The organism is Mesorhizobium sp. M7A.F.Ca.US.011.01.1.1, from assembly GCF_003998295.1.
In the GTDB taxonomy this organism is placed as follows: domain Bacteria; phylum Pseudomonadota; class Alphaproteobacteria; order Rhizobiales; family Rhizobiaceae; genus Mesorhizobium.
The window spans coordinates 1-26153 of the sequence record NZ_RZRT01000071.1; the positions used below are offsets into that span (position 1 = coordinate 1).

The window sequence follows — 26153 nt, forward strand, 5'->3', positions numbered from 1 at the left end:
ACCTATCGAGAGCTTCTTCGCAACACTCAAATCCGAGCTCTTCTACCCCAATACCTTCGAGAACGTTCAGAGCCTCAAGGCCAGCATCGAGGATTACATCCACTACTACAATCATGATCGCATCAAATTGAAACTGAAAGGGCTGAGCCCTGTGCAATACAGAACCCAGCCCTTAAATCTGCCGCCACCTTAAACTGTCCAACTTTAAGGGGTCAGTTCATCGTGCCGGGTTTTTTCGCTTTCTAGGACGTGACGGCAGTTACACCTCGCCGCCGCCTTCCTTCTCAGCCTCCTGCTTCAGCGTCGCAATGAAGCGCTTGGTCCGCTGCTGCTCCGGATTGTTGAACAGCACCGCGGCCGGTCCCTTCTCGACGACGACACCGGCATCGAGGAACACCACTTCCTGGGCGATCTTGGAGGCGAGGCGCAGATCATGCGTCGCCATCACCATGGTCGTGCCTTCGCTGGCGAGCTTGCCGAGCACGTCGACCACCTCTTGCGCCAGCTCCGGGTCGAGCGCCGAAGTCGGCTCGTCGCAGAGCAGCACTTTCGGTGACGGCGCCAACGCGCGGGCGATCGCCACGCGCTGCTGCTGGCCGCCGGACAAGGTCGCTGGCCAAGCGTCGGCCTTGTGCGCCATCCCCACCTTCTCCAGCAAAGCCAGCGCCCGCTCGCGTGCCCTCTCAGGCGGCCATCTCAGCACCGTCACCAGCCCTTCCATGACATTCTCGATCGCGGTGCGATGCGGAAACAGTTGAAAATTCTGAAACACCATGCCGGTCTGCAGCCGCAGGCGCTGGATATCCCTGGCCGGAACCCTGCCGCCGGGGTGGAATTCGAGCGTCTCGTCGCCGATCCGAACCGTGCCCGAAGTCGGAATCTCCAGGAGGTTGATGCAGCGCAGCAGGGTGCTCTTCCCCCCGCCCGAAGGTCCGACCAGCGCCGTGACGCTGCCTTCGGCAATGGTGACCGTCACCCCCTTCAACACGAGATTGTCGCCGAAGCGCTTTTCGATGTTGCTGAGGCCGATCATGAGCGTGCCTCCAGGAAGCCGCCATAGCGGTTGAGCCGGATCTCCAGCCGCGTCTGCAAGGCCGACAGCACCGAACTCAGCGCCAGATAAAGGATCGCCGCCTCGACATAGAGGATCAGCGGCTCATAGGTGGTGGCGACGATGCGCTGCGCCGCCTGGAACATCTCCGGCACGGTGATGGCGGCGGCCAGCGACGTGTCCTTGACCAGCGAGATGAAGGTGTTGGAGAGCGGCGGCACCGCGACCCGGCCGGCTTGCGGCAGAATGGTGCGCCGCATCGCCTGGCCCCAGGTCATGCCGATCGAATAGGCGGCTTCCCACTGGCCTTTCGGCACCGAGCCTATTGCCGCGCGAATGATTTCCGACGTGTAGGCGCCGATGTTCAAGGTAAAGCCGATCAGCGCCGCCGTGAAGGCGTCGAGCAGGATCCCGACCGACGGCAGGCCGTAGAAGATGAGGAACAGCTGCACCAGGAGCGGCGTACCGCGGAAGATCCAGACATAGAAGCGCACCAGCGCGACCAGCGGCTTGGGGCCGAACAGCCGGGCGAGTGCAGCACCCAGGCCGACCGTCAAGCCGAGAGCAAAGGACAATAGCGTCAGCGGCACGGTGAAGATCAGCGCCGCCCACAGGAGCGAAGGCAGCGACTCCAGCATCAGTTGCAGCCAGTGCGGCACGTAAGACCCTCCAGATTGGTCGAAGCAGCTTGGTCAAAGCAAGAATGCGTCGGCCATATCACGACAAAAGCGGCGGGCCGTCAAAGACGGCTCGCCGCTCGATAGTCTCATGGGCGGCGGACCGGCCCGCCTCCCGGATTACTTCGAAACGTCCTGGCCGAAATAGGTGTCGGAGATCTTCTTGTAGGTGCCGTCGGCCTTGATATCGGCCAGCGCCTTGTTGATAGCGGCGACCAGCTCCGGGTCGCCCTTGCGCACAATGACGCCGGAATAGTCGGCGTTTTCCTCTTGCGCGGCGATCCTCACATTGGCGTCGGGCTTGTGCTTCTTGAAGTCGAGGAACGACAGACTGTCATTGATCGTGGCGTCGGCGCGGCCGGTCAGAAGCAGCTGGATCGACTGGTCGAAGCCATCGGTGCCGACCAGTTCGGCGCCGTTCGTTTCGGCCAGCTTGCCGAAATTCGAGGTCAGCGACTGCGCCGACTTCTTGCCCTTGAGATCGGCGAAGCTCTTGATGTCGGTGTTGTCGCCGCGCACGATCAGCACCGCCTTGGAGGCGATGTAGGGATCGGAGAAGTCGTACTTTGCCTTGCGGGCGTCGGTGATGCCGACCTGATTGATAACGGCATCGTAGCGATTGGCGTCGAGGCCGGCGATCAGTCCATCCCACTTGCCTTCGAGGAACTCGGCCTTGACGCCAAGCTTGTCGGCGACCGCCTTGGCGATTTCGACGTCGAAGCCGACCAGTGCACCGGACGTGTCATGGTAGGTGAACGGCGCATAGGTGCCTTCCGTGCCGACCTTGATGACACCGGCGTGCTTGATCTGGTCGAGATTGGGGCCGGCATGGCCTGCAGTGACAGCCAGGGCCTGCAGCGTTCCGGCGATAATGAGCGACTTGAGCCATTTCATTTTTCTGTGATCCCGTCCTTGGCCGGCTGGCCGGCATATTTGTGAGCGCTGGAAACTGACAGATGCAAGCCGAAAAAATAAGGAACAGAATTTCAAAAACAACCGATTTATGAAACCCAGTTCTCCAACTGGAACTTTCTGCTCGTCATCGCAGCCATCACGAACCGTCCTGGGAATCCTTCAGGCAACACAATCCCGCCGCCACGGTCGCGGAACCTTTCCCGCGCATGGCAGTTCTGGCTGTTGTAGGGCACGACGCCGCCATTTCAACCCGGGCGCCAGCCAAGTTTGCAAAGTCATCCGCACCACCCAGGGAGCGCCTCATGATGGAAGACACGGCAGGACGGATCATGGTCCGCGCGGCAATGAAGGCTCCCTACCTCGAGCGTGACGAAGAGCATCGGCTTGCATTGCTCTGGAAAGAGGACAACGACCAGAACGCGCTGCACAGCATCACCGTCGCCCATATGCGGCTGGTCATTTCCATGGCCTCCAAATTCCGCCATTACGGCCTGCCGCTCGGCGACCTGGTTCAGGAGGGTCATGTCGGACTGCTCGAGGCCGCCGCCCGCTTCGAGCCGGAGCGCGAGGTGCGGTTCTCGACCTATGCGACATGGTGGATTCGCGCCTCGATGCAGGACTATATCCTGCGCAACTGGTCTATCGTGCGTGGTGGCACCAGCTCGGCCCAGAAGGCGCTGTTCTTCAATTTGCGACGCCTGCGCGCGCGGTTGGCGAATGGCACGGAGCCGCTCTCCAACGCCACGCTCTATCGCGAGGTGTCGGAGGCGCTTGGCGTCTCCGAAGCCGATGTGGCGATGATGGATTCGCGGCTCTCGGCGCCCGATTCCTCGCTTAACATGCCTATTGCCGACGATGCGGGTTCGACCGAGCGCATGGATTTCCTGATTTCGGACGATCCGCTGCCCGACGAGATCGTCGGCGACAAGATCGATGTCGCGCGCCGCTCGCTCTGGCTGAGGGAGGCGCTTCGCGCGCTCAACGCACGGGAACTGAGGATCATCGAGGAACGGCGGCTGAACGACGAGGGCGCGACACTCGAAGCGCTCGGCGAAACGCTCGGCATCTCCAAGGAACGCGTCCGCCAGATCGAGGCCCGCGCCATGGAAAAGCTCAAGGTCGCATTGGTGAAGCAGAATCCGGAGTTCATCGCGACTGCCGCCTGAACGGCGGCAGGCGTCCAGCGGCGCCTACTTGTCGGTGACGATCTTGACCTTGTCGCCGGCCGAAACCGCGGCACCGGGCGACAGCGCATTGAGGACGCGGAACAGGTCGAGCTTGCGGTCGACGCCGACCATCTGCGCCGAAAGCGAACCCATCGTCTGCCCAGGCTGGACGGTGACGACGCGGATGTGCAGCGGCTTCAGCGCCGTCTTTTCGGCAGCGCTCAAAATCCGGAACGAGCCGCTGACCGAGCGGGCGATCGTGTCCAGCGACGTGCTGGCGGAAGGGGCCGCGGTCAGCAGCCGGTAGACCTGGCCGCCGGCGCGGATCACCGCAATGTCGAACTGCCAGCCTTCGGCGCCGGCATGCGCGGTCGCCGCCTCATTGCCGTTGATGGTTTCCTGCTTGACGCTGCTGTCGACGAGACCAGCCACCCAGCCGCTGCGGATATAGTCCGTCAGCGCCCGGTTCTTGTCGATGGAAACGCCATCGAAACGGATCGCTATGTCGCCGGGGCCGGTGGCCGTCACCGCTGCCGCCGAATTGTCGATGATGAAGCCGTCCGGCACCGTGAACGACACGCCAAGGCCCGGGTGCAGGAAGGTTTCGCCGCGCACATAGCCTTCCTCGGGTGTGTCGCCATAGAGCAGGCCGTCTATGCCGGCGAGGAAGGAATCGCGGTCGCGCGTGCCGACGCCCGGCGCGCCGAACTGGCGGGCATGGCGCTGCGCCAGATCGATGCGCTGCGGCGTGTTGGGGTGCGTGGCCAGGAAGTCCAGGCTGGCATCGGTGGCGCCGCTGATCGAGCGGAAATCGGTATAGGCCGACATCGATTGAAGGAAGCGGCCTGCGGCGAAAGGATCGTAGCCGGCCTCGCCGATCGATTTGATGCCGATGGCGTCGGCCTCCAGCTCCTGGTTGCGCGAAAATTGCGCCAGCCTCAGCTTGCCACGGATCAACGCCGCCTTGGCGGTCGGGCTGTCGCCGAGCACGTCCGAAACCACCTTGGTGGCCAGGCCTTCCTCGGCCTCCAGTTGCTGGCGCTGCAGGCCGTGATTGGCGGTGACGTGGCCCATCTCATGCGCGATGACGGCGGCAAGCTCGGCCGAATCATTGGCCAGCGCCAGGAGGCCGCGGGTGATGTAGAGATAGCCGCCCGGCAGCGCGAATGCGTTGACGTTGGGCGAATTTAAAATGGTGATGCGATAGGTCTGTGTCGGGTTGGCGGACACCACCGTCAAACTACCGACCACCTTGGCGACCATGCGTTCGAGCTTGGGGTCGGAATATTCACCGCCATAAGTCGCCAGGATGCGCGGGTGCTGCGCCTTGGCCAATTCGGCGAGCTTGTTGTTGGCGCCGACGTTGTCCACCGTGATCGGCTTGTCGGAAGGCTGGAAGCCGGATTCCTGAACTTCCGGCGGCGTGAACATCTGGCAGCTTGCCAACGCCACGGCAAAACCGGCCAGCGCGAGAAAACGCGCCAGCGGTTTCATTCCCAATGTGTTAGCGCCGATCGCCAGAACGGCTTCCTTTCGGGTCCCGGCGCATGACCACGAAAATCGGGGGCGATCTTCGGAACGTGTCATGCGCTATCTCAAACTGCTGCAGCATCCGTGCCCGTCCCTTAGGGCGGGCGGCGGATACTGCAGGCAAATCACGGCCTGTGCCGGACCGGTAGGGCGACCTAGCCACACTCCCCCGGTCATGGCAAGCAAACGCCACATCGCCTGGAGCCGGTTTGACCGTAAATTATGTCCGCTTCCGGGCAACATCGCGTGATGTGGAATATCCAGCACCCGCGCCGATATAGCGCCGGAACGCCTCCGGACCAGCCCCGGTAAAGAAATCATCAGCCTTGCCGATTGCGGCCACCAACCCATTGTCGACAAACACCATGTGCTCGCCGATGCGGCGTGCATCCTCGGGCTGGTGGGTGACAAATAGCACCGTCATGACGCGTTCGGCATGAACGGCAGCAACCAGATCCAGCATCTCGTCGCGCAAAGCGGGTCCGAGCGAAGCGAAGGGCTCGTCGAGCAGCAACACCGGTCGGTCGCGCACCAGCACGCGGGCCAGTGCGACGCGCTGGCGTTCGCCCCCGGAGAGCTCGCGCGGCAGGCGTTTCTCCTTGCCCGCGAGACCGGTGCGCGCAAGCGCCTCGGCGACCGCGGCGCGGTCCGCCTCGGTCAGTCCCAGGGAGGGCGAGCGGCCGAGCCCGACATTCTGCTCGACGGAAAGATGCGCGAAGAGATTGTTCTCCTGGAACATCATCGACACCGGCCGCGCCGAGGCCGGCTCGGCACTGACATCGGCCCCGCCGATCAGCACGCGGCCCGATTGTGGGGTCTCGAAGCCGGCGACCAGATTGAGCAGCGTCGACTTGCCCGAACCGCTCGGACCCATGATGGCGGTGATCTTCGCCGTGGCGAACTCGACGTCGAAGACAAGTGGCGCATCGCCATAGCTGCCATAACTGAACGACACATTGTCCAGCCGCACCGGCGCGCCCTTTTCGAGCCTGTTGGCCGCCCTCTCACGCATCGCGGACCTTCTCCCTTCCCAGCCAGTGCGCCGCCACGATCAACGCGAGACAGACGAAGCCGAGCAGCAGTGCCAGGCCGGCGGCATCCTCGGTGCGGTAGCTGCCCATCCGTGCCAGAAGAAGGTAGGGCAATGTCTGCACGGAATCACTGCCGAACAGGGCAATGACTCCGAGATCGCCGAGCGACAGCGCCATGGCGAAAGCGAAGGCAGTGGCGAGCGGTCGCCGCAGCGACGGCCAGTCGACCAGCATCAGCCGGTTCCAGCCCGCAATGCCGAGCTGTGCGCAGAGCCGTTCGTGACGCTCGCTCGCCGCATCATAGGCGGGACGCACGGCGCGCAGGGCGAACGGCATCGCCATCACCGCATTGACGGTGACGACCATGACCGGGGCGATGGCAAAGACATCGCCGGCATGGCGCAGCAACACGAACCAGCCGGCGCCGACGACGATCGGCGGCACGACAAGGACAAAACCGGCGCCTGTATCGGTGGCGCGTTCGAGCAGTGTCTTTGCGCCGGCACGGCGGTTCAGCGCCAGTGCCCGCCGCGCCATGGTCAGCGCCAGCGACAGCATCACCGAAAGCAGCGCCGACAGGAAGGCGAGCGCCGCGCTGGTCAGCGTTGCCTGCCGGACAGTGGCCTCGCTGGCCAAACGGCCGAGGTCCGCACCCAACCCGGCCACCACGGTTGCCGCCATCGGCCCTACGACGAACAGCAGCGCCAGGATGATGACTAGCGCGTTCAACCAGGTCTCGCTCCGATTGACCGAGAGATAGCGGCGTTGCGCGACCGGCAAATTGGTGTCGCCGACCACATTGGCGCCCAGGCGCGTCAGGGTCAGCACAACGATAAAGGTCAAGGCGATCTGCAACAGCGTCAGTGTAACGGCCCGCGCGGGATCGAAATCGAAGCGCAGCGCCTGGTAGATGCCGACCTCAAGCGTCGTCGCGGCTGGCCCGCCGCCGAGCGTCAGCACGATGGTGAAGGATGTGATGCAGAGCATGAACACCAGCCCGGCGACGCCGGGCAGTGCGGCGCGCAGCGTTGGCCATTCGATCAGCCGGAACGCCGGCCGCGCCGCCATGCCGAGCTGGCTCGCCAACCGCCATTGGTCGGCCGGTATGGTCTGCAGCGCCTCGAGGAACAGCCGCGTCGCCAGCGGCAGGTTGAAGAAGGCATGGGCGACGAGGATGCCGGACAGGCCAAAGATGCCCGGCCAGCTTCCCCCGCCGATCACGGCAAACACGCCGGCGAAATAGCCGGCACGGCCATAAAGCGCCAGAATGCCGAGCGCTGCGACAATAGCCGGCAGCGCCAACGGCACGGCGAATATCTGCAGGATGAAGGCGCGACCGAAGAAACGTGGATGTCGCGACAGAGCGCGCGCCACGAACAGCGCCGGGATGACCGAAAGCAGCGTCGAGAGCGCCGCTTGCCAGAGCGTGAAGCGAATGACGCGAAGCAGATAGGGATCTAAGGCTGCCCAGGCGCCCGAGAAATCATGGGCGCCCTCGAAAAGCAGGCCGGCAAACGCGCCGCCGATCAGCAGCGCGATTGCAGCGAGCGCGAGGGTGCCAGCGGTGATGCGGGGGTCAGACGCGCGTTGCACGCTGGACCACCATTCTTTCCATCGCGGCAATTACAAAGGATTGCGTTCCTTGGCGCCCCCCTCTGTCCTGCCGGACATCTCCCCCTCCAGGGGGGAGATCGGCCGCCACCCATGCTTCCGCTAGTCTCCAACGTTGCCGGACTATAACCAGCAACGACACTGCCAATCTCCCCCCTTGAGGGGGAGATGGCCGGCAGGCCAGAGGGGGGTGGAGTGGCGCGAACATCAAAAGAACTCGCAAGCCTACTTGCTCATCACCGCCAGCCACTCATCGACCCAGGCCTTGCGGTTGGCGGCGACCTCGTCGGGGCTGAACAGCAAGGTCTTGGTCGGCTTGACCAATTTGTCGAAGGCCGGATTGAGCGGCTTGTCGGTCTTGCCGGCCGGGAACATCCAGTTGGTCTCGGGGATGGCATCCTGGAATTTCGGCCCGGTCATGAAGGCGATGAACTTGGCCGCCAGCGGGTTCTTGGCCCCCGCCGTGGTGATACCCGCGACTTCTATCTGCAAATACTCGCCCTCCTCGAACGACGCTGCCTGATAGCGCTCTGTCTTCTCGGCGACCATGTGGTAGGCCGGCGACGTCGTGTAGGACAGCACCATCGGCGCCTCGCCCTTGGTGAACAGCCCATAGGCCTCGCTCCAGCCCGGCGTCACGGTCAGCACTTTCGCCTTGAGCTTGGCCCAGGCCTCGGGCGCCTTGTCGCCATAGACCGACTTGACCCACAGAAGCAGACCGAGGCCCGGCGTGGAGGTGCGCGGATCCTGGATGACGATCTTGTCATCGGCACTGCCCTCGACCAGTTCTTTCAGGCTTTTCGGCGGGTTCTTCAGCTTCTCGGAGTCGTAGACGACGGCGAAATATCCGTAGTCAAAGGGGACAAAAGTATCGTCGCTCCAGCCACCCGGCACGTTGACATCAGTTACGCCGCCATGCGGCGCGAACAAGCCTGACGCCTTGGCATCGGCGGTGAGATTGGTGTCGAGGCCAAGCACGATATCGGCCTTGGTCGACGCGCCTTCCAATCTGACGCGGTTGAGCAGCGCGACGCCGTCGGCGACCGAGACGAACTCGACATCGCAGCCGCATTCGGCCTCGAACTCCTTCTTCACCACGGGACCCGGACCCCAGTCGGCGGTAAAGCTCTCATAGGTGTAGACGGTGAGTTTGTCCTTGGCCAAGGCCGGTCCGGACAGGACCACGGCCATTGCTGAGACTAGAGCGTATAAATGCGTGCGCATCGGCGCCTCCTTCGTTCGAATTGAAAGGAATTGAGGCGTCGGACTGTCCGAAACGTCTAATCCCTCCGCCGGTACAAACCGGATCAGGTTCAGCGGGTTGGCGAGACTGCCTCTCAGCCGGTCCGCGAAGATCGCGTCCGGCACCCCGTTAGAGCGTTTCGACACATAGGCCGGGCCGATCCCCCATGCAAGTGGGAGTTTGCCGCCTTCCGTTTCCCGTGCCGGGCTGGTAAGGGCCACACGATATGAGCACATTCACCATCCTGCTTGGCGGCGATCTCATCCGCACGCCACGGCTCGACCGCCAGGCCGAAGGCTCCCGCGTCATCGCCGCCGACGCCGGCATCGGGCATGCGCGGCTGCTGGGTCTCGTGCCCGAACTGTGGGTGGGCGATTTCGATTCCGTGCCAGCCAAGCTGCCTGACGATCTCGCTTCCGTGCCGCGCCGGACCTTCCCGGCGGAAAAGGACCAGACCGATGGCGAACTGGCCATTGCCGCCGCACTCGAGCGCGGCGCGACCCGCCTGGTGCTCGCCGGTGCTTTCGGCGGCAAGCGCGCCGACCACGCTTTCCTGCATCTGGCGCTTGCCCTCCGGCTGGCCGAGGCCGGGACTGATGTGCTCCTGACCAGCGGCGCCCAGGAGGGCATTCCCCTGCTGCGCGGAACGGCCGGCTTCGACTATGCCGATGGCACGCTGTTTTCGGTGCTCGGCTTTTCCGAGCTCGCCGGCCTGACCGTCACCGGCGCCAAATGGCCGCTGAACCACGTCAAGGTGGCGTTCGGTTCGTCGCTGACCATCTCCAACGAGGTCAAGGGCCGCCTCGAAATCGCACTGGACCATGGCCGCGCGATGCTGCTCGCTCATCCCTATCCCTTACCTGAAAGCTGACATGGCCCCGCCTCTTCTCAACCTCGACGGGATAAAACTGACCTTCGGCGGCACGCCGCTGCTCGACGGCGCCGCCTTGACGGCTTCGGCCGGCGACAAGATTGCACTGGTCGGCCGCAACGGGTCGGGCAAGTCGACCCTGCTGAAGATCGCCGCTGGCCTGATCGAGCCGCAGGACGGCGAGGTGTTCCGCCAGCCTTCGGCAACTATCCGCTATTTGCCGCAGATGCCGGACATGGAGGGCTTTGCCACCGTCCGCGCCTATGTCGAGGCCGGGCTTGGCCCCGCCGACGATCCCTACCGAGCCAGCTATCTGATGGAGCATCTCGGACTGTCGGGTGAGGAACGTCCGAATGATCTGTCGGGCGGCGAGGCGAGGCGTGCTGCCCTTGCCCGCGTGATGGCGCCGGAGCCAGACATCCTGCTGCTCGATGAGCCGACCAACCATCTCGACCTCTCGGTCATCGAATGGCTGGAAGAAGAACTCATCCGCACCTCCTCGGCACTGATCGTCATCTCGCACGACCGCCGCTTTCTCGAACGTGTGTCGCGCGCCACCATCTGGCTCGATCGCGGCCAGACCCGCAGGCTGGACAAGGGCTTTGGCCATTTCGAGGAATGGCGCGACCTGGTCCTGGAGGAAGAAGAGCGCGAGCAGCATAAACTCGGCCGCCAGATCGTTCGCGAAGAGCATTGGCTGCGCTACGGCGTGACGGCGCGGCGCAAGCGAAACATGCGCCGGCTCGGCGAGTTGCAGACCATGCGCCAGCGTTTTCGCGGCCATCGCGGTGCCGAAGGGTCGGCGACCATGGTGGCGAGCGACGCCGCCGAGTCCGGCAAGCTGGTGATCGAGGCGAAGAACATCGAGAAGAGCTTTGGCGATCTCACCGTGGTCAAGGGGTTTTCGACCCGCATCCAGCGCGGCGATCGCGTCGGCCTGGTCGGGCCGAACGGCGCCGGCAAGACGACGCTCTTGAAGATGCTGACCGGCGAGATGAAGCCGGACGCCGGTTCGGTGCGGCTCGGCACCAATCTGGAGATCGCCACGCTCGACCAGAAGCGCGAGGCGGTCGACCCGCAGGAGACGCTGGCGCAATATCTCACCGACGGGCGCGGCGAGAACCTCGTCATCAATGGCGAGCAGCGCCACGTCGTCTCCTACATGAAGGATTTCCTGTTCAAGCCGGAGCAGGCACGCACGCCGGTGCGCGAGTTGTCCGGCGGAGAACGGGCACGGCTCTTGCTGGCGCGGGTGCTGGCGCGGCCGGCAAACCTTCTGGTGCTCGACGAGCCGACCAACGATCTCGATATGGAGACGCTGGAACTGCTGCAGGAACTGGTCGCCGGCTTTGCCGGCACCGTCATCCTGGTCAGCCACGATCGCGATTTCCTCGACCGCACCGTGACCAGCCTGATCGCGCCGGATGGTGAAGGCCGCTGGATCGAATATGCCGGCGGCTACTCCGACATGCTGGCGCAGCGCGGCGGCACCAGGCTGGACGACCGCAAGGCGCGCGCGAAGGCCGAAAACGGCGAAGCGCCAGTGACGACCAGAAGTGAAGCGGCCGCGCCAAAGGGGCCGGCGAAGAAACTGTCGTTCAAACAGAAATTCGCGCTGGAATCGCTGCCCAAGAAAATCGAGGCTGTGACGGCTTCGATCTCAAGGCTGGAGAACAACATCGCCGATCCGGCCTATTACGAGCGCGACCCGGCCTCCTTCCAGAAAACCATCGCCGCCCTCGACAAGGAGCGCGCCACGCTGGCGGCGCTGGAGGAAGAGTGGCTGGAACTGGAGATGCTGCGCGAGGAGATGGAAGGGTAAGGGATTGTGTGTGAATTTTTATGCGCCTATATTATGCGCATAAAAGAGAGCGATTTCCATGCTTCAATCGACACCAAAACCTCAACGGCAATCCGTCAACACGTCCATTGATTCTCAATTGATCAATGACGCCAAAGCGTTGGGCATCAACATTTCCCGCGCCGCCGAGGCGGGGATCGCGAAAGCGATTGCGGCGGAAAAGACGCGTCGATGGCAAGAGGAAAACAAAGAAGCCATTGAAAGCTCCAATGAATACGTCAGGCGCAACGGACTGCCATTGGCCAAATACCGGCTGTTTTGATGGCACGTTACGATCTTTATCGGAATGCTGAAGGCGGCGGCTATTTTCTCGATGTTCAGTCCGACCTTCTTGAAGGACTGAGCACAAGAGTCGTCATTCCGTTGATGCCGCCCAACATAGCCCCGGTTCCGGGCCGCCGACTAAATCCGACCTTCGCTATCGATGGCAAAGATCATGTAATGGTCACGCAGTTCATGTCAGCCTTGATGGCCTCTGAATTGCCGGATGCCGAGGGAAATCTCTCCCGGCACCACGACGACATCGTCGCCGCGCTCGATATGTTGTTCCAGGGCTTCTGAGTCAACGAGGCTTCGGGCCGGCTTCCTTCTCAGCCCGCCGTCTTCGCCTGCCAGGCCTTGATTGCCTCGTCGAACACCTTCTCGCCGGGAATGCCTTTTTCCATGGTCAGCAGTGCCCGCCGTCCGGTCTTGTAGACGACCGGTACGTCGATCCAGTCCTGGCCGCGAAGCAGGGTCATGTTGGCGTCTTCGTCGGCCTTGGTATCGTTGAGCGCGACGAGGAAGAAGCCGTCGGCGATCTTGGCCGGAATGCCGATCAACGGGCTGCCGGCATCCTGCTCCGAACCCTTCATGGCGACGCGCAGGATGTTGTCGACACCGCCGCCCTCGAAACCGTCGGGCGTCAGGAAAATCATCTCGATGATATGGCTGGCCGGCAGTGTCTGGTCGGTGTTGCGGCGGATGGTCATGCGCAACTGGATGTCCTTGCCGGGAATGGTGGCCTCGGCGCGGATCGCCGGCTCCGGCGGCAGGTCGCCACCGGGCGATTCCTGCACCAGCGACCAGACGATGTTGCCGGGCTCGGCGGAACCCTGGGCGGTGCTGGTGCGCTCCTCATAGAAGATCGCCTTCTGGCCGACAGGCAGAGCGGCTTCCGCAGGCGCAGCTGCCGTGGCGGGCGGCGCGGCGCCGGCCGGTGCGGTCGGCGTGCCGGCAGCATCGGCTGGCGCTGCCGGGGCAGCTCCGTTGGCAGGCGGTGTTGCGGGGGCGGCACCTGTAGCGGGGGGCGCTGCCGCGGCAGGTGTGCCTGCGGCCGGAGCGGAAATCGCCGGTGCGTTCGTCGCCGAGGGCGGCGTGGTCAGCGCGGCGACCGATTCGCCTTCGCCGATGCCGCTTTGGCCACCGGCCGGACCCGGGTCGACTTCACTGCCCTGCGGCGTCAGCCGCTGCGTGAATTTCGTGCTTTCGGCTTCCGTGCCGCCAGCCGCGGGCGCCGGAGGCGTTGCCGCGGCATCGGTTGCCGGCTTGGCAGGCGCTGGTTTCACCGGCTCGGTCTTGGCGACCTGATTGCCGCCAAGCCCAAGCATTTTGCCGAAGGCATCCTTGTTCAGCCAGATTCCGTAGCCGCCGCCGGCTACGACCAGAAGAGCGACGACGGCCGCGATCAGCCCACCATAGCTGCGCTTGCGCTCGGCGGGACGCAGGCGCTGGAAGGTGTCCGACACCGGCTCTTCGTCGCTGGAAAAGACATCTGCCTCGTCCTCCTCCTCGTCGGCATCCATACCTGGAAGAGGCGTGTCGGCGCGAGCCAGCTGGGAAGGCGCCGGCGTCGCCCTTTGCCAGCTCGGCTCGACCTTGGCGGCAGGTGGTGGCGCGGGCTGATAAGATTCAGGCTTTGCAGCGGGCGGTGCCGGCCAGGCCGATTCGGCCTTGGCCGGCTGCCGTGTATGGCTCGGCTGATTCTTGTTGCGATCGATCGACGAAAAGATGTGTTCCAGCTCCGCCAGCGGATCGGTCTCCGGCAGGCTCTTGGCATAGTCCCGCTCGACACTCGCGATCGCGTCTTCCAGCGAACGCATCTGCGTGGCTATGGCTTCGGCGGCCGGCGGCGGCGAATATTCCTCAAGCTTCTTCGCCAGCATGGTGCGAACGCTGGCATAGATGCGCGTACGCTTTTCCGGCGTCTCGTCGCCATGCTTGCCGAGCGCCTTTTTCAGAATAGCAACGTAATCTGCCATGCTTCAGTCGACCTGTATTTTGTTTCCGCGCCGGCCCCCGCAAATCGGCCGCGATGCCCGGAAAGGCTTCAGAAACTAGTCTTGAAACGGATCGGTCACAAGTATCGTGTCGTCCCGTTCCGGGCTGGTGGAAAGGAGTGCGACCGGGGCGCCGATCAGCTCTTCGATGTAGCGGACGTATTTGACGGCCTGGGCCGGCAGATCGTTCCAGCTGCGCGCGCCGGCAGTGGTGCCTTTCCAGCCCTCGAGCGTCTCGTAGACCGGTTCGACACGTGCCTGCGCACCCTGGCTTGCCGGCAGATAATCGATCATCTCGCCGTCGAGACGATAACCTGTGCAGACCTTGATCTCGTCCAGCCCGTCAAGCACGTCGAGCTTGGTCAGCGCGATGCCCTTGATGCCGTTGACAGCGACGGCCTGGCGTACCAGCACCGCGTCGAACCAGCCGCAGCGGCGCTTGCGGCCGGTGACGACGCCGAATTCATGGCCGCGCGTGCCGAGGAATTCGCCGACCTCGTTCTTCTGCTCGGTCGGGAACGGACCCTCGCCGACGCGTGTCGTATAGGCTTTGGTGATGCCGAGCACATAGCCGATGGCGCCTGGGCCGACGCCGGAGCCGGCGGCAGCCTGTCCGGCAACCGTGTTCGACGAGGTCACGAATGGATAGGTGCCGTGGTCTATGTCAAGCAGCGTGCCCTGCGCGCCCTCGAACAGGATACGCTCGCCAGCCCGGCGCTTGTCGTCGAGGATTTTCCAGACCCGGTCCATATAGGGCAGGATGTCGTCGGCGACCGAGGTCAGTTCCTGCATGATCGCGTCATGCGTGACTTCCGCATGGCCAAGCCCCCGACGCAGCGCATTGTGGTGCGTCAGCAGCCTGTCAACCTTCACGGGCAGTGTTTCCAAATCCGCCAAGTCCATCACCCTGACCGCGCGCCGGCCCACCTTGTCCTCGTAGGCGGGGCCGATGCCACGACGGGTCGTGCCAATCTTCGTCCCGGAATTGGATGCGGCGTCCTCACGGAATCCGTCCAGCTCCCGATGCAGGGACAGGATAAGCGCTGTGTTTTCGGCTATTTTCAGGCGATCCGGTGCGACTTCGACACCTTGCGCCTTGAGCTTGGCCACCTCGGCGACGAAAGCATGCGGGTCGAACACGACGCCATTGCCGATGATAGACAGCTTGCCCTGGCGCACGACGCCCGACGGAAGCAACGACAGCTTGTAGACCTTGCCGTCGACGACCAGCGTATGGCCGGCATTGTGGCCGCCCTGGAAACGCACCACGACATCGGCCCGCTCCGACAGCCAGTCGACGATCTTGCCCTTGCCTTCGTCACCCCACTGCGAGCCGACGACCACCACATTGGCCATGTTTCTTTTCCCTTGAGACGCCGCCAAGCGGCTTGAATATGGTTCGAAACGACAGGCCTCTATAACGTCAAGACCTCGCGAGCGCGACCTTTCTTTGCCGTCGAAAATGCCCTGAGGCACAACAATTTTCGGCTTTGACATCATTTACTTGGGCGAGCGAGGGCAATAGGCCGGCAAACACCGCAGCTCCGGCGACTGGAATCCCGCGATGCATCGAAGCGCCTACATATTCCTGCTGCTCACCACCTTGCTCTGGGGCGGAAATTCGGTGGCCGGCAAGCTGGCGGTCGATCACGTCTCGCCGATGACGCTGGTCTTCCTGCGCTGGGTTCTGGCCGTGGCGATCATGCTGCCCATCGGCTGGAAGACCATCCAGAAGGACTGGCCGGTCGTCCGCAAGCACTGGTTCGTGCTGGTCGCCCTCGGCGCCAGCGGCTTCACCCTGTTCAACACCATCTTCTACACGGCGCTCAACTACACGACAGCGATCAATGTCTCGATCGAACAGGCGGCGATGCCGATCCTGATCATGACTGCCAATTTCGTCTTCTTCCGCCTGCGCGTGAACTGGGCTCAGATTGTCGGCGTCGTGCTGACCATCGCCGGCGTGATCCTCACCGCCTGCCATGGCGACCCGCGCCGGTTGTTGACGCTGGAACTCAATTTCGGCGACGCCATCATGCTGGTCGCCGTGTTTCTCTACAGCGGCTATTCGGTCGGACTGCGGTTGAAACCGGTGATGCATTGGCAAAGCCTGATGCTGGCCCTGTCGGTTGCGGCACTCGTCACTTCGCTGCCGTTCTTCCTGTGGGAGGTCGTCGCCGGCAAGGTCATCATGCCCGACGCGCGCGGCTGGACCGTCATCGTCTATACGGCGATCGGCGCCTCCGTCGTTTCGCAGATCTTTTACATCAGAGGCAACGAACTGATCGGCGCCAACCGCGCCGGCCTGTTCATCAATCTGGTGCCGATCTTCGGCACGCTGCTATCGGTGCTGATCGTCGGCGAGACGTTCCACCTCTATCAGGCATTGGCTTTGGTGCTCGTGCTGGGCGGCATCGGGCTTGCCGAATACAGCGGGCGCAAGATGGCGTTGGCGGACCACCGCGGATGACATGTGGCGGCTGACGCCCTCCGCCGTTGCAGCGATTCACGCGAACAGCATGGATTTAGCCAATGGCCGCGGAACGGCGGCATAAACCCTGCCGCGTCCCCACTTGGAACATTTCACCTCCAGCGGAGTTTGAACGGCAGGGAGGCGACATGATGAGCCACAACCCTCGCAGCACGGCAAGCATCGCTGGTCACCCTATCCATCCCATGCTGATTCCGTTTCCGATTGCTTTTTTCGTCGGCACCTTCGTTTGCGATCTTATCTTCTGGCGAACAGCCGATCCCGGATGGGTCACCGGGTCGCTTTGGCTTCTCGGCGCAGGCCTGATCATGGCTGCCCTGGCTGCGCTTGCTGGCCTGACGGATGTTCTCGGCGATGTTCAGATCCGCAATCTCACGACGGCATGGCTCCATGCCGGCGGCAATGTACTCGTCGTGTTGATCGAGCTTTACAACTGGTACTCGCGGTATGCGGGCGGAGCGGCGGCCGTGATGCCAACCGGCCTCGTCCTATCGCTGATCGTGGTTCTCATCCTGCTGTTTACGGGCTGGAAGGGCTGGGAACTGGTCTACCGACATCGCGTGGGTGTCTCCGATGGCTCGGACGAGTTGACCTGAACCGGCCGCCGCGGCGGCCGGCATCAACGAGGGCGACCCCTGTCCTCGATCACATCGCGTTGACGTCGAACTGCAGCCGTTTGGCCGAGTCGATGGACTTATGCGCCTTGACCTTTTCCAGCACGGCTTCCGGGAACGGCGCGTCGAGATAGAGCAGCGCTATGGCATCGCCGCCCGGCCGGTTGCGGCCGAGCTGGAAGTTGGCGATGTTGACGCCATTCTCGCCGCAGACAGTGCCGAGCAGCCCGATAATGCCCGGCGCGTCGGCATTGGTGGTGTAGAGCATGTGCTGGCCGACCTCGGCATCGAGATTGATGCCCTTGATCTGGATGAAGCGTGGCTTGCCATCCGAGAAGCATGTGCCGGCGATCGAGCGCGTCATGTGCTCGGTCTTCACCGTCAGCTTGATATAGCCGTCGAAGACCCCCGACTTGTCGCGCTTGACCTCGGCGACGATGATACCGCGCTCCTTCACCATGATCGGCGCCGACACCATGTTGACGTCGGAGACCTGAGGCCGGATCAGTCCGGCAAGTGCGGCGCTGATCAGCGCGCGCGTGTTCATCGTCGCGGTGGAGCCGTCGAACAGGATCTCGACCTCCTTGATCGGATCCTCGGTGACCTGGCCGACGAAGGCGCCGAGCACCTCGGCAAGCTTGACGAACGGCTTCAGCCGCGGCGCCTCCTCGGCGGTGATCGACGGCATGTTGATGGCGTTGGAGACGGCGCCCTTGATCAGATAGTCGGCCATCTGCTCGGCAACCTGCAGCGCGACATTCTCCTGGGCCTCCGTCGTCGAGGCGCCGAGATGCGGCGTCGCCACCACATTCTCCATGCCGAACAGTTCGTTGTTCTCGGCCGGTTCGACCTCGAAGACGTCGACGCCGGCGCCGGCCACCTTGCCGCTCTTCAGCGCCGCGATCAGGTCGGCCTCGACGATCAGACCGCCGCGTGCGCAATTGATGATGCGCACGCCCTTCTTCATCTTGGCGATCGCCGCGGCATCGATGATGTTGCGCGTCTTGTCGGTCAGCGGCGTGTGCAGGGTGATGAAATCGGCGCGGGCGAACAGTTCGTCGAGCTCGACCTTGTCGACGCCAAGCTCCTCGGCACGGCTGTCCGACAGGAACGGATCAAAGGCGATGACGTGCATCTTGAGGCCAACGCCGCGCGTCGCGACGATCGAACCGATGTTGCCGCAGCCGATGACGCCCAGCGTCTTGCCGGTGATCTCGACGCCCATGAATCGGTTCTTTTCCCATTTGCCGGCATGGGTCGAAGCGTTGGCTTCCGGTATCTGGCGGGCAAGCGCAAAGATCATCGCCACCGCATGTTCGGCTGTCGTGATCGAATTGCCGAACGGCGTGTTCATCACGATGATGCCCTTGCGGCTTGCCGCCGGGATATCGACATTGTCGACGCCGATGCCGGCGCGGCCGATGACTTTGAGATTGGTAGCGGCGTTGATCAGCTTTTCGGTGACCTTGGTCGCCGAGCGGATGGCGAGGCCATCATACTGGCCGATCACTTCGGCGAGCTTTTCCTTGTCCTTGCCGAGATCGGGCAGATAGTCGACCTCGACGCCACGATCCTTGAATATCTGCACGGCGGTGGGGGAGAGTTTGTCTGAGACGAGAACGCGGGGCGCCATGGCGGCCTCCTTGAAATGGATTTGATCTTGATGGGAATGGGCGGCCCGGAGGCCGCCGCGAATGATCTCAGGCCGCCGCTTTGAGCGACGCCTTCTGCGCGGCGAAGGCCCAGTCGAGCCAGGGCAGCAGCGCCTCGAGATCCGACGTCTCGACCGTCGCGCCGCACCAGATGCGCAGGCCGGGCGGTGCGTCGCGATAGGCACCGATATCGTAGGCGACGCCTTCCTTGTCGAGCACCGACACCAGCCCCTTGGCGAAAGCCGCCTGCCCGTCGGCGTCGAGCGCGGACACGTCCGGGTCGGTGAAGGACAGGCAGACGGACGTGTTCGACCGTGTCGCCGGCTGGACGGCGAGATGACCGAGCCAGGAGGATTTGCCGACAAAGCGATCGAGGACGGCCGCATTGGCATCCGCTCTGGCGATCAGCGCGTCGAGACCGCCGGTCGACTTCGCCCAGTTGAGCGCATCGAGGTAATCCTCGACGCACAGCATCGAGGGGGTGTTGATGGTCTCGCCCTTGAAGATGCCTTCGATCAGCTTGCCGCCCGAGGTCAGGCGGAAGATTTTCGGCAGCGGCCATGAAGGCTTGTAGGTCTCCAGCCGCTCGACGGCGCGAGGCGACAGGATCAGCATGCCGTGAGCGCCCTCGCCGCCCAGCACCTTCTGCCAGGAGAACGTGACGACATCGAGCTTTTCGAAGTCGAGCCTCTGCGCGAATGCGGCGGAAGTCGCATCGCAGACGGTCAGGCCCTTGCGGTTCGCGGGAATGAAATCGCCGTTCGGCACGCGCACGCCCGACGTGGTGCCGTTCCAGGTGAAGACCACATCGCGGTCGAAATCGATCCTGGTAAGATCAGGCAGTTCGCCGTAGCCGGCTTCGATCTTGCGCACATCGGCGAGCTTCAATTGCTTGATCACGTCGGTGACCCAGCCGGAGCCAAAGCTCTCCCAGGCGACCATGTCGACGCCGCGCTCGCCGAGCAGCGACCACAGCGCCATCTCGACCGCACCGGTGTCCGACGCCGGCACAATGCCGATGCGATAACCCGCCGGGACCTGGAGAATCTCCCGCGTCAGCTCGATCGCCTGTTCGAGCTTGGTCTTGCCGATCTTGGCGCGGTGGGAACGGCCGAGCGCGGCATTGTTCAGCGCCTCGACCGACCAGCCGGGACGTTTTGCACAGGGACCTGAGGAAAAATTGGGGTTTGCCGGACGGAGTCCGGGCTTCGTATGCGTCGTCATCGTGGTCTATCCTTCCAGATAGTGGCCCCTCGTTGGGGAGGGGTGGCCCACGGACGGCGATATGCGTTCAGGCTTCAGGCGTCAAGAGGAAAGTTTTTGTCGCTGCCGGGATACCGGCGATCCCTGATCGGGATGTCGTGACTTCAAACGCAAACGGCGGACCCCGAAGATCCGCCGTCCTGAACCTCGTGCTCGCCGCGCCTACCAGAGATCGTAGCGCAGCCCGAGCTTGACCTGATGGTTGCTGATACCTTTTTTGACCGGATAGGAGGTCAGGCTCTCAGCCGTCACATATTCAGCGTCCGGGGCGGAGAAATACTGATAGCCCAGGTCGACGGAAACGTTCTTCGATACCTGATAGGCGAGGCCCGCATTCAGCGTGTAGGCCAGCGAGTACTGGGTCTTGCTGTCACTTACGGCGAAATCGTCCGTGTCGTCGCCATTGTCGGTGAAATAGCTTGCCGACAGGCTGCGCTTGCTGCGAACGATCCCGATACCGGCGCCGAGATAGGGTGTGATGCCGACATAGGTGCCAAGATCGACATAGCCGTTGAGTATGCCCGACAAGGCGTAGTTCTTCAGGGATGCCGACGCCACGGTCGGCTCTGCCGCAGTCGCTGAATCGTCATAGCCGACGCCGATCTCGTTGCCAGGCAGATAGCCGAGATTGAGGTCGGCGCGCAGATAGTCGTTGAAATGGTAGCCGAAGCCGATGCTGGCAAAGATCGGATCTTCTTTGTCGCTGAAGCTTGCAGGTGGCGAAGGTGTGAAGGCGAAATCCTCATTTTTGAAGCTCTTCTGCGCCAGATAGGAGACGTCGCCGCGCAGGTACCAGCCGGAACCGACCTCGACCGGGACGTAGTCGGGCGCCTGGTCGACATAGATCGGCGGGTCATAATCGGCCGCGTGCACCGGCGTCAGCGGCAGGAGGGCTAGTGCACCGAGCGCCAGCGCCATACGCGATGTAAGTTTCATGGTCCCCGACTCCCGAATTTGGCGCAGCCCGCAATCGCAGCGGCAGCCATCGTTTCAAGGAGCATTGTTAACCATAGTGGTTAAGTGCCGGTTAAGGCTAACAGAGCGTTAGCGAATTCGTTCCGAGTGGTCATGGCCCAAACGAAAGCCGCCCGGCTTGAGGCCGGGCGGTTCGTGAAGAATTCAAGTAATGCGGGCGTTACTTGGTGTAGATCGGCTCGGGTTCGGGTTGGTAGGCCACGACCGGCGCGGCGCAACCGTTGCTGCCACCGAACTGATAGCGCAGGCCACCGCGCACTTCGTGCGTGTTGATGCCACGGTCGAAGCCGGGACCGGAGCTGGTGATGTTCCAATCGAACATGCGGCCGCCCTGGATATGGGAGTAGCGGTAGCCGGCATCGAGAATGATCTTGTCGGTCAGGCAGTACGAAGCGCCGGCCATCAGACCGTAGGCGAAACGCCAGCTTGATCTGCCGGGATTGAACTCGGTGGTGTTCGGGTCGTAGACATCATCCCACTTGACGCGGGCGCCGCCGATGCCGGCGCCAACGTAAGGCGTGATGCCATGGTAGGTGCCGAGATCGACATAGGCATTCGCCAGCAGCAGCAGGGCGCTCATCTTCGATACTTCGGTCGAAGTACCGTTGATGTCCGAGGTGCCGCCATTGAAGTTCGACTTGAACCAATAGTCGGCCGTCAGGTCGGTCCGGAAGTGGTCGTTGATCTTGTAACCAACGCCGGCACCGAGCGAGAAACCGCCCTTGAGCTTGCCGAAATCGAAACTTCTGGTGCCGGGCGTGACCGTACAGTTACATTGATCGATGGTGTAGGTCATATAGTCGATGCCGCGCACGGTCGACTTGTGATAGTCGATGTCGCCGCGGATATACCAGCCGCCGACTTCGACCGGCTGCTCGTAAACGGCCTGAGGCGGAGCCTCTTCGACCATCGGTTCCGGCAGGTCGGCTGCGAACAACGGTCCTGCCAGGCCCGCGAACAATAAGGCGAGCAGGGCCTTTCTTGCTGTCTTGAACATGCTTGTCACCCCTGAGAAGCTCGGAACGGCGAACCCGCCCGAAATGCGATTGGCTTTCAGTCGTGGATAATGGATTGCAAAGGTTAAAAGGCGTTTAACCCTGTTGCTTAACCACGAATCTCGAAACTCTAGGGATTGGCGCAGATTTACGGACACCGAACAAAGTGGCGGCTGACAAGAAAAAGCCCGCCGAGGGGCGGGCCTTGGACCGGTTAAGGGAGCGCGCGCGCCTGGTTGTCCGATCCACGTCCTGCTGGACGCGCTGGGGTCAGGCGGCGCTGCGCGTTTCCGAGATGACTTCAACGATGCCGTTGACGACGGACTCGACCAGCTGCGGGTCGTCGCCTTCGGCCATCACGCGGATCAGCGGTTCTGTCCCTGATGGCCGGATAACCAGCCGTCCGGTCTTGCCGAGGCGGTTACGGGCGTCTTCGATGGCGGCCTTGACCGGCGCCTCCTCGAGCGGCTTGCCGCCGGAAATATGGACGTTCTTCAGAAGCTGCGGCACCGGTTCGAACTTTTTCGACAGTTCGCTGACCGGCCGCCCCTGCCGCTTGATGCAGGCCAGAACCTGCAGCGCCGAGACCAGGCCGTCGCCGGTGGTCGAAAAGTCGGACAGCACGATATGGCCCGATTGTTCGCCGCCGACATTGAGCCCATGCGCGCGCATATGCTCGACGACATAACGGTCGCCAACCTTGGTGCGGTGCAATTGCAGCTTCATGCCGCCGAGGAAGCGCTCGAGGCCGAGATTGGACATCACCGTCGAAACGACGCCGCCGCCCGCAAGCCGCCCGCTCTGGTGCCAGGATTCGGCGATCAGCGCCATGATCTGGTCGCCATCGACGATCGCGCCGTTTTCATCGACGATGACGACGCGATCGGCATCGCCGTCGAGCGCGATGCCGATGTCGGCGCGCACTTCGTGCACCTTCTTTTGCAGGCCGGCCGGATGGGTCGAGCCGCATTCCTTGTTGATGTTGAAGCCGTTGGGCTCGACATTGATGGCGACGACTTCGGCGCCCAGTTCCCAAAGCGCCTCGGGCGCCACCTTGTAGGCCGCGCCATTGGCGCAATCGACGACGATCCTCAAGCCCGCGAGCGACATCGAGCGCGGCAAGGTGCGCTTGGCGAATTCGATGTAGCGGTCATGCACGCCGTCGACGCGCTTGGCGCGGCCAAGCCCGTCGGAATCGGCGAGCGCCAGTTCGATATCCTTGTCGAGCATGCTCTCGATGCGCTCCTCGATTTCGTCGGAGAGCTTGTAGCCGTCGGGTCCGAACAGCTTGATGCCGTTGTCGTAATAGGGGTTGTGCGAGGCCGAGATCATGACGCCGATATCGGCGCGCAGCGAACGCACCAGCATGGCGACAGCCGGCGTCGGGATCGGGCCGAGTAGGAACACGTCCATACCGGCGGCACAAAGACCGGCAACCATCGCATTCTCGATCATATAGCCGGAAAGCCGGGTGTCCTTGCCGAGCACGACACGATGTCGGTGGCTGCCGCGCTGGAAGGAAAGGCCGGCGGCCATGCCGACCCGCATCGCGATTTCAGCGGTCATCGGAAACTTGTTGGCGCGTCCGCGAATGCCGTCCGTGCCGAAATAATTCCCTGCCATGCCAGTCAGCTTCCTCGACGTTTTTTCCCCGGCACGTCATGCCACAATTGGCCAGGGCGCTATGATCACATTGTGTGATTATACGTTACCAATCCTTAGAAAACCATTGTTGTGCACTGCACACACGTGGCCGCAACCTGACATGCCCAGACTGCCATGCTGCAATATACAAGTCATTCGAGCCTTTCAGCGCGGATGCATCAGGAAAATCTTGCTCTCAACCAGGCAACGGACAACGATTTCATCACCTTATCGGGAGAAGCCGGTTTTCAGCGATATATACGCCACTTAGCATCTGGCGCAACCGACCGTTGAGCGTTATTGATTTGCAGGGACGTATCATGGGCTGCTGCAACGGAGAAACGCTATGCTCATCCACCGACTTGCCACTTTGACCGGCCTCGCCGTCGCGACCTTGTTCCTGGCCGCGCCAGCCAACGCACTGACGATGGCCGAGTGCAGCACGAAGTATAACGCCGCCAAGGATGCGGGGACACTTTCCGGCGCGACCTGGAACCAGTTCCGCAAGGCTCAGTGCGGCACCGACGCCGCGGCGACGACCGACGCCAAGCCGGCCGATACCAAGAAGGCCGCGGAAACGAAGCCGGCCAAGGCTGCCGCCGCGACGGACGACAGCGCAGCCAAGGGCCTGACGGCGAAGGAATGCAGCACGAAATACCAAGCGGCGAAGGCTGCCGGCACGCTGAACGGCATGAAGTGGAACGACTTCCGCAAGTCCGAATGCGCCGCCGGTGCATCCGCCGCTGCCGCCGCCAAGCCGGCAGCCACCAAGGCAGCCGCGGCTCCCGCCGACGGCAAGGGCCTGAGCATGGCCGAATGCAGCACCAAGTATCAGGCTGCCAAGACGGCCAACACGCTGAAAGGCATGAAGTGGAACGACTTCCGCAAGGCCGAATGCGGTACCGGCGCCTCGGATGACGACACCGTGCCGGCCGCCGACGAGGCGAGCTACACCAAGGAGCCGGCAAAGCCGACCACGGCCGCACCCAAGGGCGTCACTTTCCCGTCCGCGATCTCGGCGAAATATGCCAGCGAGACCCCCGGAAAAGGCCGCATGCACACTTGCCTCGACCAGTACTATGCCCTCAAGGACGCCAATGCGCTTGGCGGCCTGAAGTGGATCCAGAAGGGCGGCGGCTTCTACAGCCTGTGCAACGCCAAGCTGAAGAGCTGATCGCTTAGCCATAGTCTCCGAACAAAGGCCCGCGCATCGCAAGATGCGCGGGCCTTTTTTGTTGCGCGAAGACGCACACTGCCTTGCTCGCATCTGCATGTCGCCGGGCTGCCGGCATCATCAATTCGCCTACACTGCCCACCGCCAAGCTCATCGGTAGTCCATAAAGATTCTGTTGAACATATAAAGAACAAACCATATACAAAAAGACGTCAACCTTATTATCAACCAGGAGGGTCTTATGCACAGTTTGAAATTGGCGGTATTGGCTGCGACCGCATTTGTCGCTTGGAGCGTCGCCCCCGCAAGCGCACTGACGATGAAGGAATGCGGCGAAACCTATCGAACAGCCAAGGAGGGCGGCACTCTGAACGGCATGGACTGGACGGCTTTTCGCAAGGAGAAGTGCGCGACATCAGCAGCGGACAGTGTCAGCGAGGATACGGTCAAAACCGAGCCGCAGACGAAAACGGAAACCAGCGCGTCGGTCGCCCCCACTGTAGCGCCCGCGGGCGTGACATTCCCGACCACGCTGGCCGCCGAGTTCAAGACCGAAAAGCCCGCGAAGGCGCGCATGAAGACCTGTCTCCAGGGCTACCATGGCAACAAGGACGCGGGCACGTTGAACGGCCTTCGCTGGATCCAGAAGGGCGGCGGTTATTACAGCCTGTGCAATGCCAAGCTGAAGAGCTGAGCGACAAGACATCTGAAGAAGAGAAGGCCTGCGAACCGCAGGGTTCGCGGGCCTTTTTGTTGCCTTCGAGGGCACGCCAGCGGCGACGTTGCCAATCTCCCCCCTTGCGGGGGAGATGCCCGGCAGGACAGAGGGGGTGCTGTCCCGCCGACTAGGCAACAGTCACAGCCCACGCCATCACCGATTACGGATAAAGAAAGAACGGGATTAATTGGAAGGGTAGGCGATCCTTCACACCCCCCTCTGCCCTGCCGGGCATCTCCCCCGCAAGGGGGTGTTTGGACCGGAGACATCGCGAACAGGTGTGCGAGGACATCGCGAACAGTTTTGTCACTTATCGTCTGCAGAGGTTGAGGTCGACTGTTTCTATTTTCTGATGTCTGAAGAAGGCTTGGAAGACGCCGTCCTTGCCGGTGGGGGTGAAGGCCACGGCTTTC

24 protein-coding genes and 1 riboswitch are annotated in these 26153 nt (G+C 62.8%); of the genes, 10 read left to right on the plus strand and 14 right to left on the minus strand.

Going from position 1 to position 26153, the window contains the following annotated elements:
- The coding region (locus tag EOA13_RS32685) for an IS3 family transposase (RefSeq protein WP_164780481.1) at positions 1–193 on the plus strand (193 nt) is incomplete at its 5' end.
- Positions 194–259: 66 nt separating this feature from the next.
- Here the strand turns inward: EOA13_RS32685 and EOA13_RS32690 are convergent.
- From EOA13_RS32690 to EOA13_RS32700, 3 genes are all read right to left on the minus strand, one after another.
- Complete coding sequence (locus tag EOA13_RS32690) at positions 260–1033, minus strand: amino acid ABC transporter ATP-binding protein (RefSeq protein ID WP_127297422.1); 774 nt, start codon at positions 1031–1033, stop codon at positions 260–262.
- A complete protein-coding gene (locus EOA13_RS32695) occupies positions 1030–1710 on the minus strand; it encodes an amino acid ABC transporter permease (protein WP_031213968.1) in 681 nt (226 codons plus the stop codon). Before EOA13_RS32695 ends, EOA13_RS32690 begins: the two co-directional genes overlap by 4 nt.
- Before the next feature lie 138 nt (positions 1711–1848).
- Positions 1849–2622 (minus strand): amino acid ABC transporter substrate-binding protein, encoded by a 774-nt coding sequence (locus tag EOA13_RS32700; RefSeq protein ID WP_127297423.1) that lies wholly within the window; start codon positions 2620–2622, stop codon positions 1849–1851.
- A 323-nt stretch (positions 2623–2945) separates the two neighbouring features.
- On the opposite strand from EOA13_RS32700, the gene EOA13_RS32705 reads away from it, so the two are divergent.
- Complete coding sequence (locus EOA13_RS32705) at positions 2946–3809, plus strand: RNA polymerase factor sigma-32 (protein ID WP_127297424.1); 864 nt, start codon at positions 2946–2948, stop codon at positions 3807–3809.
- Between the two features lie 24 nt (positions 3810–3833).
- Here the strand turns inward: EOA13_RS32705 and EOA13_RS32710 are convergent, their stop codons facing one another.
- The 4 genes from EOA13_RS32710 to thiB form a co-directional block, all read right to left on the minus strand.
- Complete coding sequence (locus EOA13_RS32710; RefSeq protein ID WP_127297425.1) at positions 3834–5303, minus strand: M48 family metalloprotease; 1470 nt, start codon at positions 5301–5303, stop codon at positions 3834–3836.
- 256 nt (positions 5304–5559) lie between these two features.
- Complete coding sequence (thiQ, locus tag EOA13_RS32715; RefSeq protein WP_127297426.1) at positions 5560–6351, minus strand: thiamine ABC transporter ATP-binding protein; 792 nt, start codon at positions 6349–6351, stop codon at positions 5560–5562.
- Positions 6344–7963 (minus strand): thiamine/thiamine pyrophosphate ABC transporter permease, encoded by a 1620-nt coding sequence (gene thiP / locus EOA13_RS32720; protein WP_127297427.1) that lies wholly within the window; start codon positions 7961–7963, stop codon positions 6344–6346. Before thiP ends, thiQ begins: the two co-directional genes overlap by 8 nt.
- A 243-nt stretch (positions 7964–8206) precedes the next feature.
- Positions 8207–9205 (minus strand): thiamine ABC transporter substrate binding subunit, encoded by a 999-nt coding sequence (thiB, locus tag EOA13_RS32730; protein WP_127297428.1) that lies wholly within the window; start codon positions 9203–9205, stop codon positions 8207–8209.
- A 43-nt stretch (positions 9206–9248) separates the two neighbouring features.
- Positions 9249–9363, minus strand: a riboswitch (TPP riboswitch).
- Positions 9364–9450: 87 nt separating this feature from the next.
- Here thiB and EOA13_RS32735 point away from each other — a divergent pair.
- The 4 genes from EOA13_RS32735 to EOA13_RS32750 are packed head-to-tail and all read left to right on the plus strand — an operon-like array spanning position 9451 to position 12517.
- Positions 9451–10095: a thiamine diphosphokinase gene (locus tag EOA13_RS32735; protein ID WP_127297429.1), complete on the plus strand. Its 645-nt coding sequence runs from the start codon at positions 9451–9453 to the stop codon at positions 10093–10095.
- A gap of 1 nt (position 10096) precedes the next feature.
- Entirely contained in the window at positions 10097–11917 is a 1821-nt protein-coding gene (locus EOA13_RS32740) for an ABC-F family ATP-binding cassette domain-containing protein (RefSeq protein WP_023814295.1), read from the plus strand.
- Between the two features lie 58 nt (positions 11918–11975).
- Positions 11976–12218 carry a type II toxin-antitoxin system CcdA family antitoxin gene (locus EOA13_RS32745; protein ID WP_031213967.1) on the plus strand — a complete coding sequence of 81 codons (243 nt, stop codon included), beginning with the start codon at positions 11976–11978 and terminating at the stop codon, positions 12216–12218.
- Positions 12218–12517 carry a CcdB family protein gene (locus EOA13_RS32750; protein ID WP_127297430.1) on the plus strand — a complete coding sequence of 100 codons (300 nt, stop codon included), beginning with the start codon at positions 12218–12220 and terminating at the stop codon, positions 12515–12517. The genes EOA13_RS32745 and EOA13_RS32750 overlap by 1 nt, the downstream gene beginning before the upstream one ends.
- Before the next feature lie 29 nt (positions 12518–12546).
- On the opposite strand, the gene EOA13_RS32755 is transcribed toward EOA13_RS32750, so the two are convergent.
- Positions 12547–14196, minus strand: coding sequence for a hypothetical protein (locus EOA13_RS32755; RefSeq protein WP_127297431.1), 1650 nt, complete (start codon positions 14194–14196; stop codon positions 12547–12549).
- Positions 14197–14271: 75 nt separating this feature from the next.
- Positions 14272–15570, minus strand: coding sequence for an adenylosuccinate synthase (locus EOA13_RS32760; protein ID WP_127267133.1), 1299 nt, complete (start codon positions 15568–15570; stop codon positions 14272–14274).
- 208 nt (positions 15571–15778) lie between these two features.
- Here EOA13_RS32760 and EOA13_RS32765 point away from each other — a divergent pair, with 208 nt between their 5' ends.
- Both EOA13_RS32765 and EOA13_RS32770 read left to right on the plus strand, forming a co-directional pair.
- The gene (locus EOA13_RS32765; protein ID WP_023811869.1) at positions 15779–16684 is read left to right on the plus strand and encodes a DMT family transporter; all 906 of its coding nucleotides are present in this window, start codon (positions 15779–15781) and stop codon (positions 16682–16684) included.
- Between the two features lie 152 nt (positions 16685–16836).
- Positions 16837–17301, plus strand: coding sequence for a DUF2231 domain-containing protein (locus tag EOA13_RS32770; protein ID WP_127297437.1), 465 nt, complete (start codon positions 16837–16839; stop codon positions 17299–17301).
- Between the two features lie 49 nt (positions 17302–17350).
- Here EOA13_RS32770 and serA read toward each other — a convergent pair whose 3' ends face one another.
- The 5 genes from serA to glmM all read right to left on the minus strand — a co-directional run bounded on the left by serA (position 17351) and on the right by glmM (position 23827).
- Positions 17351–18952, minus strand: a complete 1602-nt coding sequence (gene serA, locus EOA13_RS32775) for a phosphoglycerate dehydrogenase (RefSeq protein WP_023811867.1) — start codon at positions 18950–18952, stop codon at positions 17351–17353.
- A 67-nt stretch (positions 18953–19019) separates the two neighbouring features.
- Complete coding sequence (locus EOA13_RS32780) at positions 19020–20195, minus strand: phosphoserine transaminase (protein ID WP_127297432.1); 1176 nt, start codon at positions 20193–20195, stop codon at positions 19020–19022.
- Between the two features lie 201 nt (positions 20196–20396).
- Positions 20397–21170 carry an outer membrane protein gene (locus tag EOA13_RS32785; RefSeq protein WP_127297433.1) on the minus strand — a complete coding sequence of 258 codons (774 nt, stop codon included), beginning with the start codon at positions 21168–21170 and terminating at the stop codon, positions 20397–20399.
- 199 nt (positions 21171–21369) lie between these two features.
- The gene (locus EOA13_RS32790; RefSeq protein ID WP_127297434.1) at positions 21370–22206 is read right to left on the minus strand and encodes an outer membrane protein; all 837 of its coding nucleotides are present in this window, start codon (positions 22204–22206) and stop codon (positions 21370–21372) included.
- A 268-nt stretch (positions 22207–22474) separates the two neighbouring features.
- Positions 22475–23827 carry a phosphoglucosamine mutase gene (glmM, locus tag EOA13_RS32795; protein WP_023811863.1) on the minus strand — a complete coding sequence of 451 codons (1353 nt, stop codon included), beginning with the start codon at positions 23825–23827 and terminating at the stop codon, positions 22475–22477.
- Between the two features lie 367 nt (positions 23828–24194).
- Between glmM and EOA13_RS32800 the strand changes: the two genes are divergently transcribed.
- Together EOA13_RS32800 and EOA13_RS32805 are read left to right on the plus strand one after the other, a co-directional pair.
- A complete protein-coding gene (locus tag EOA13_RS32800; RefSeq protein ID WP_127297435.1) occupies positions 24195–25022 on the plus strand; it encodes a hypothetical protein in 828 nt (275 codons plus the stop codon).
- Positions 25023–25263: 241 nt separating this feature from the next.
- The gene (locus tag EOA13_RS32805; protein WP_127297436.1) at positions 25264–25716 is read left to right on the plus strand and encodes a hypothetical protein; all 453 of its coding nucleotides are present in this window, start codon (positions 25264–25266) and stop codon (positions 25714–25716) included.
- Positions 25717–26153: the final 437 nt, after the last annotated feature.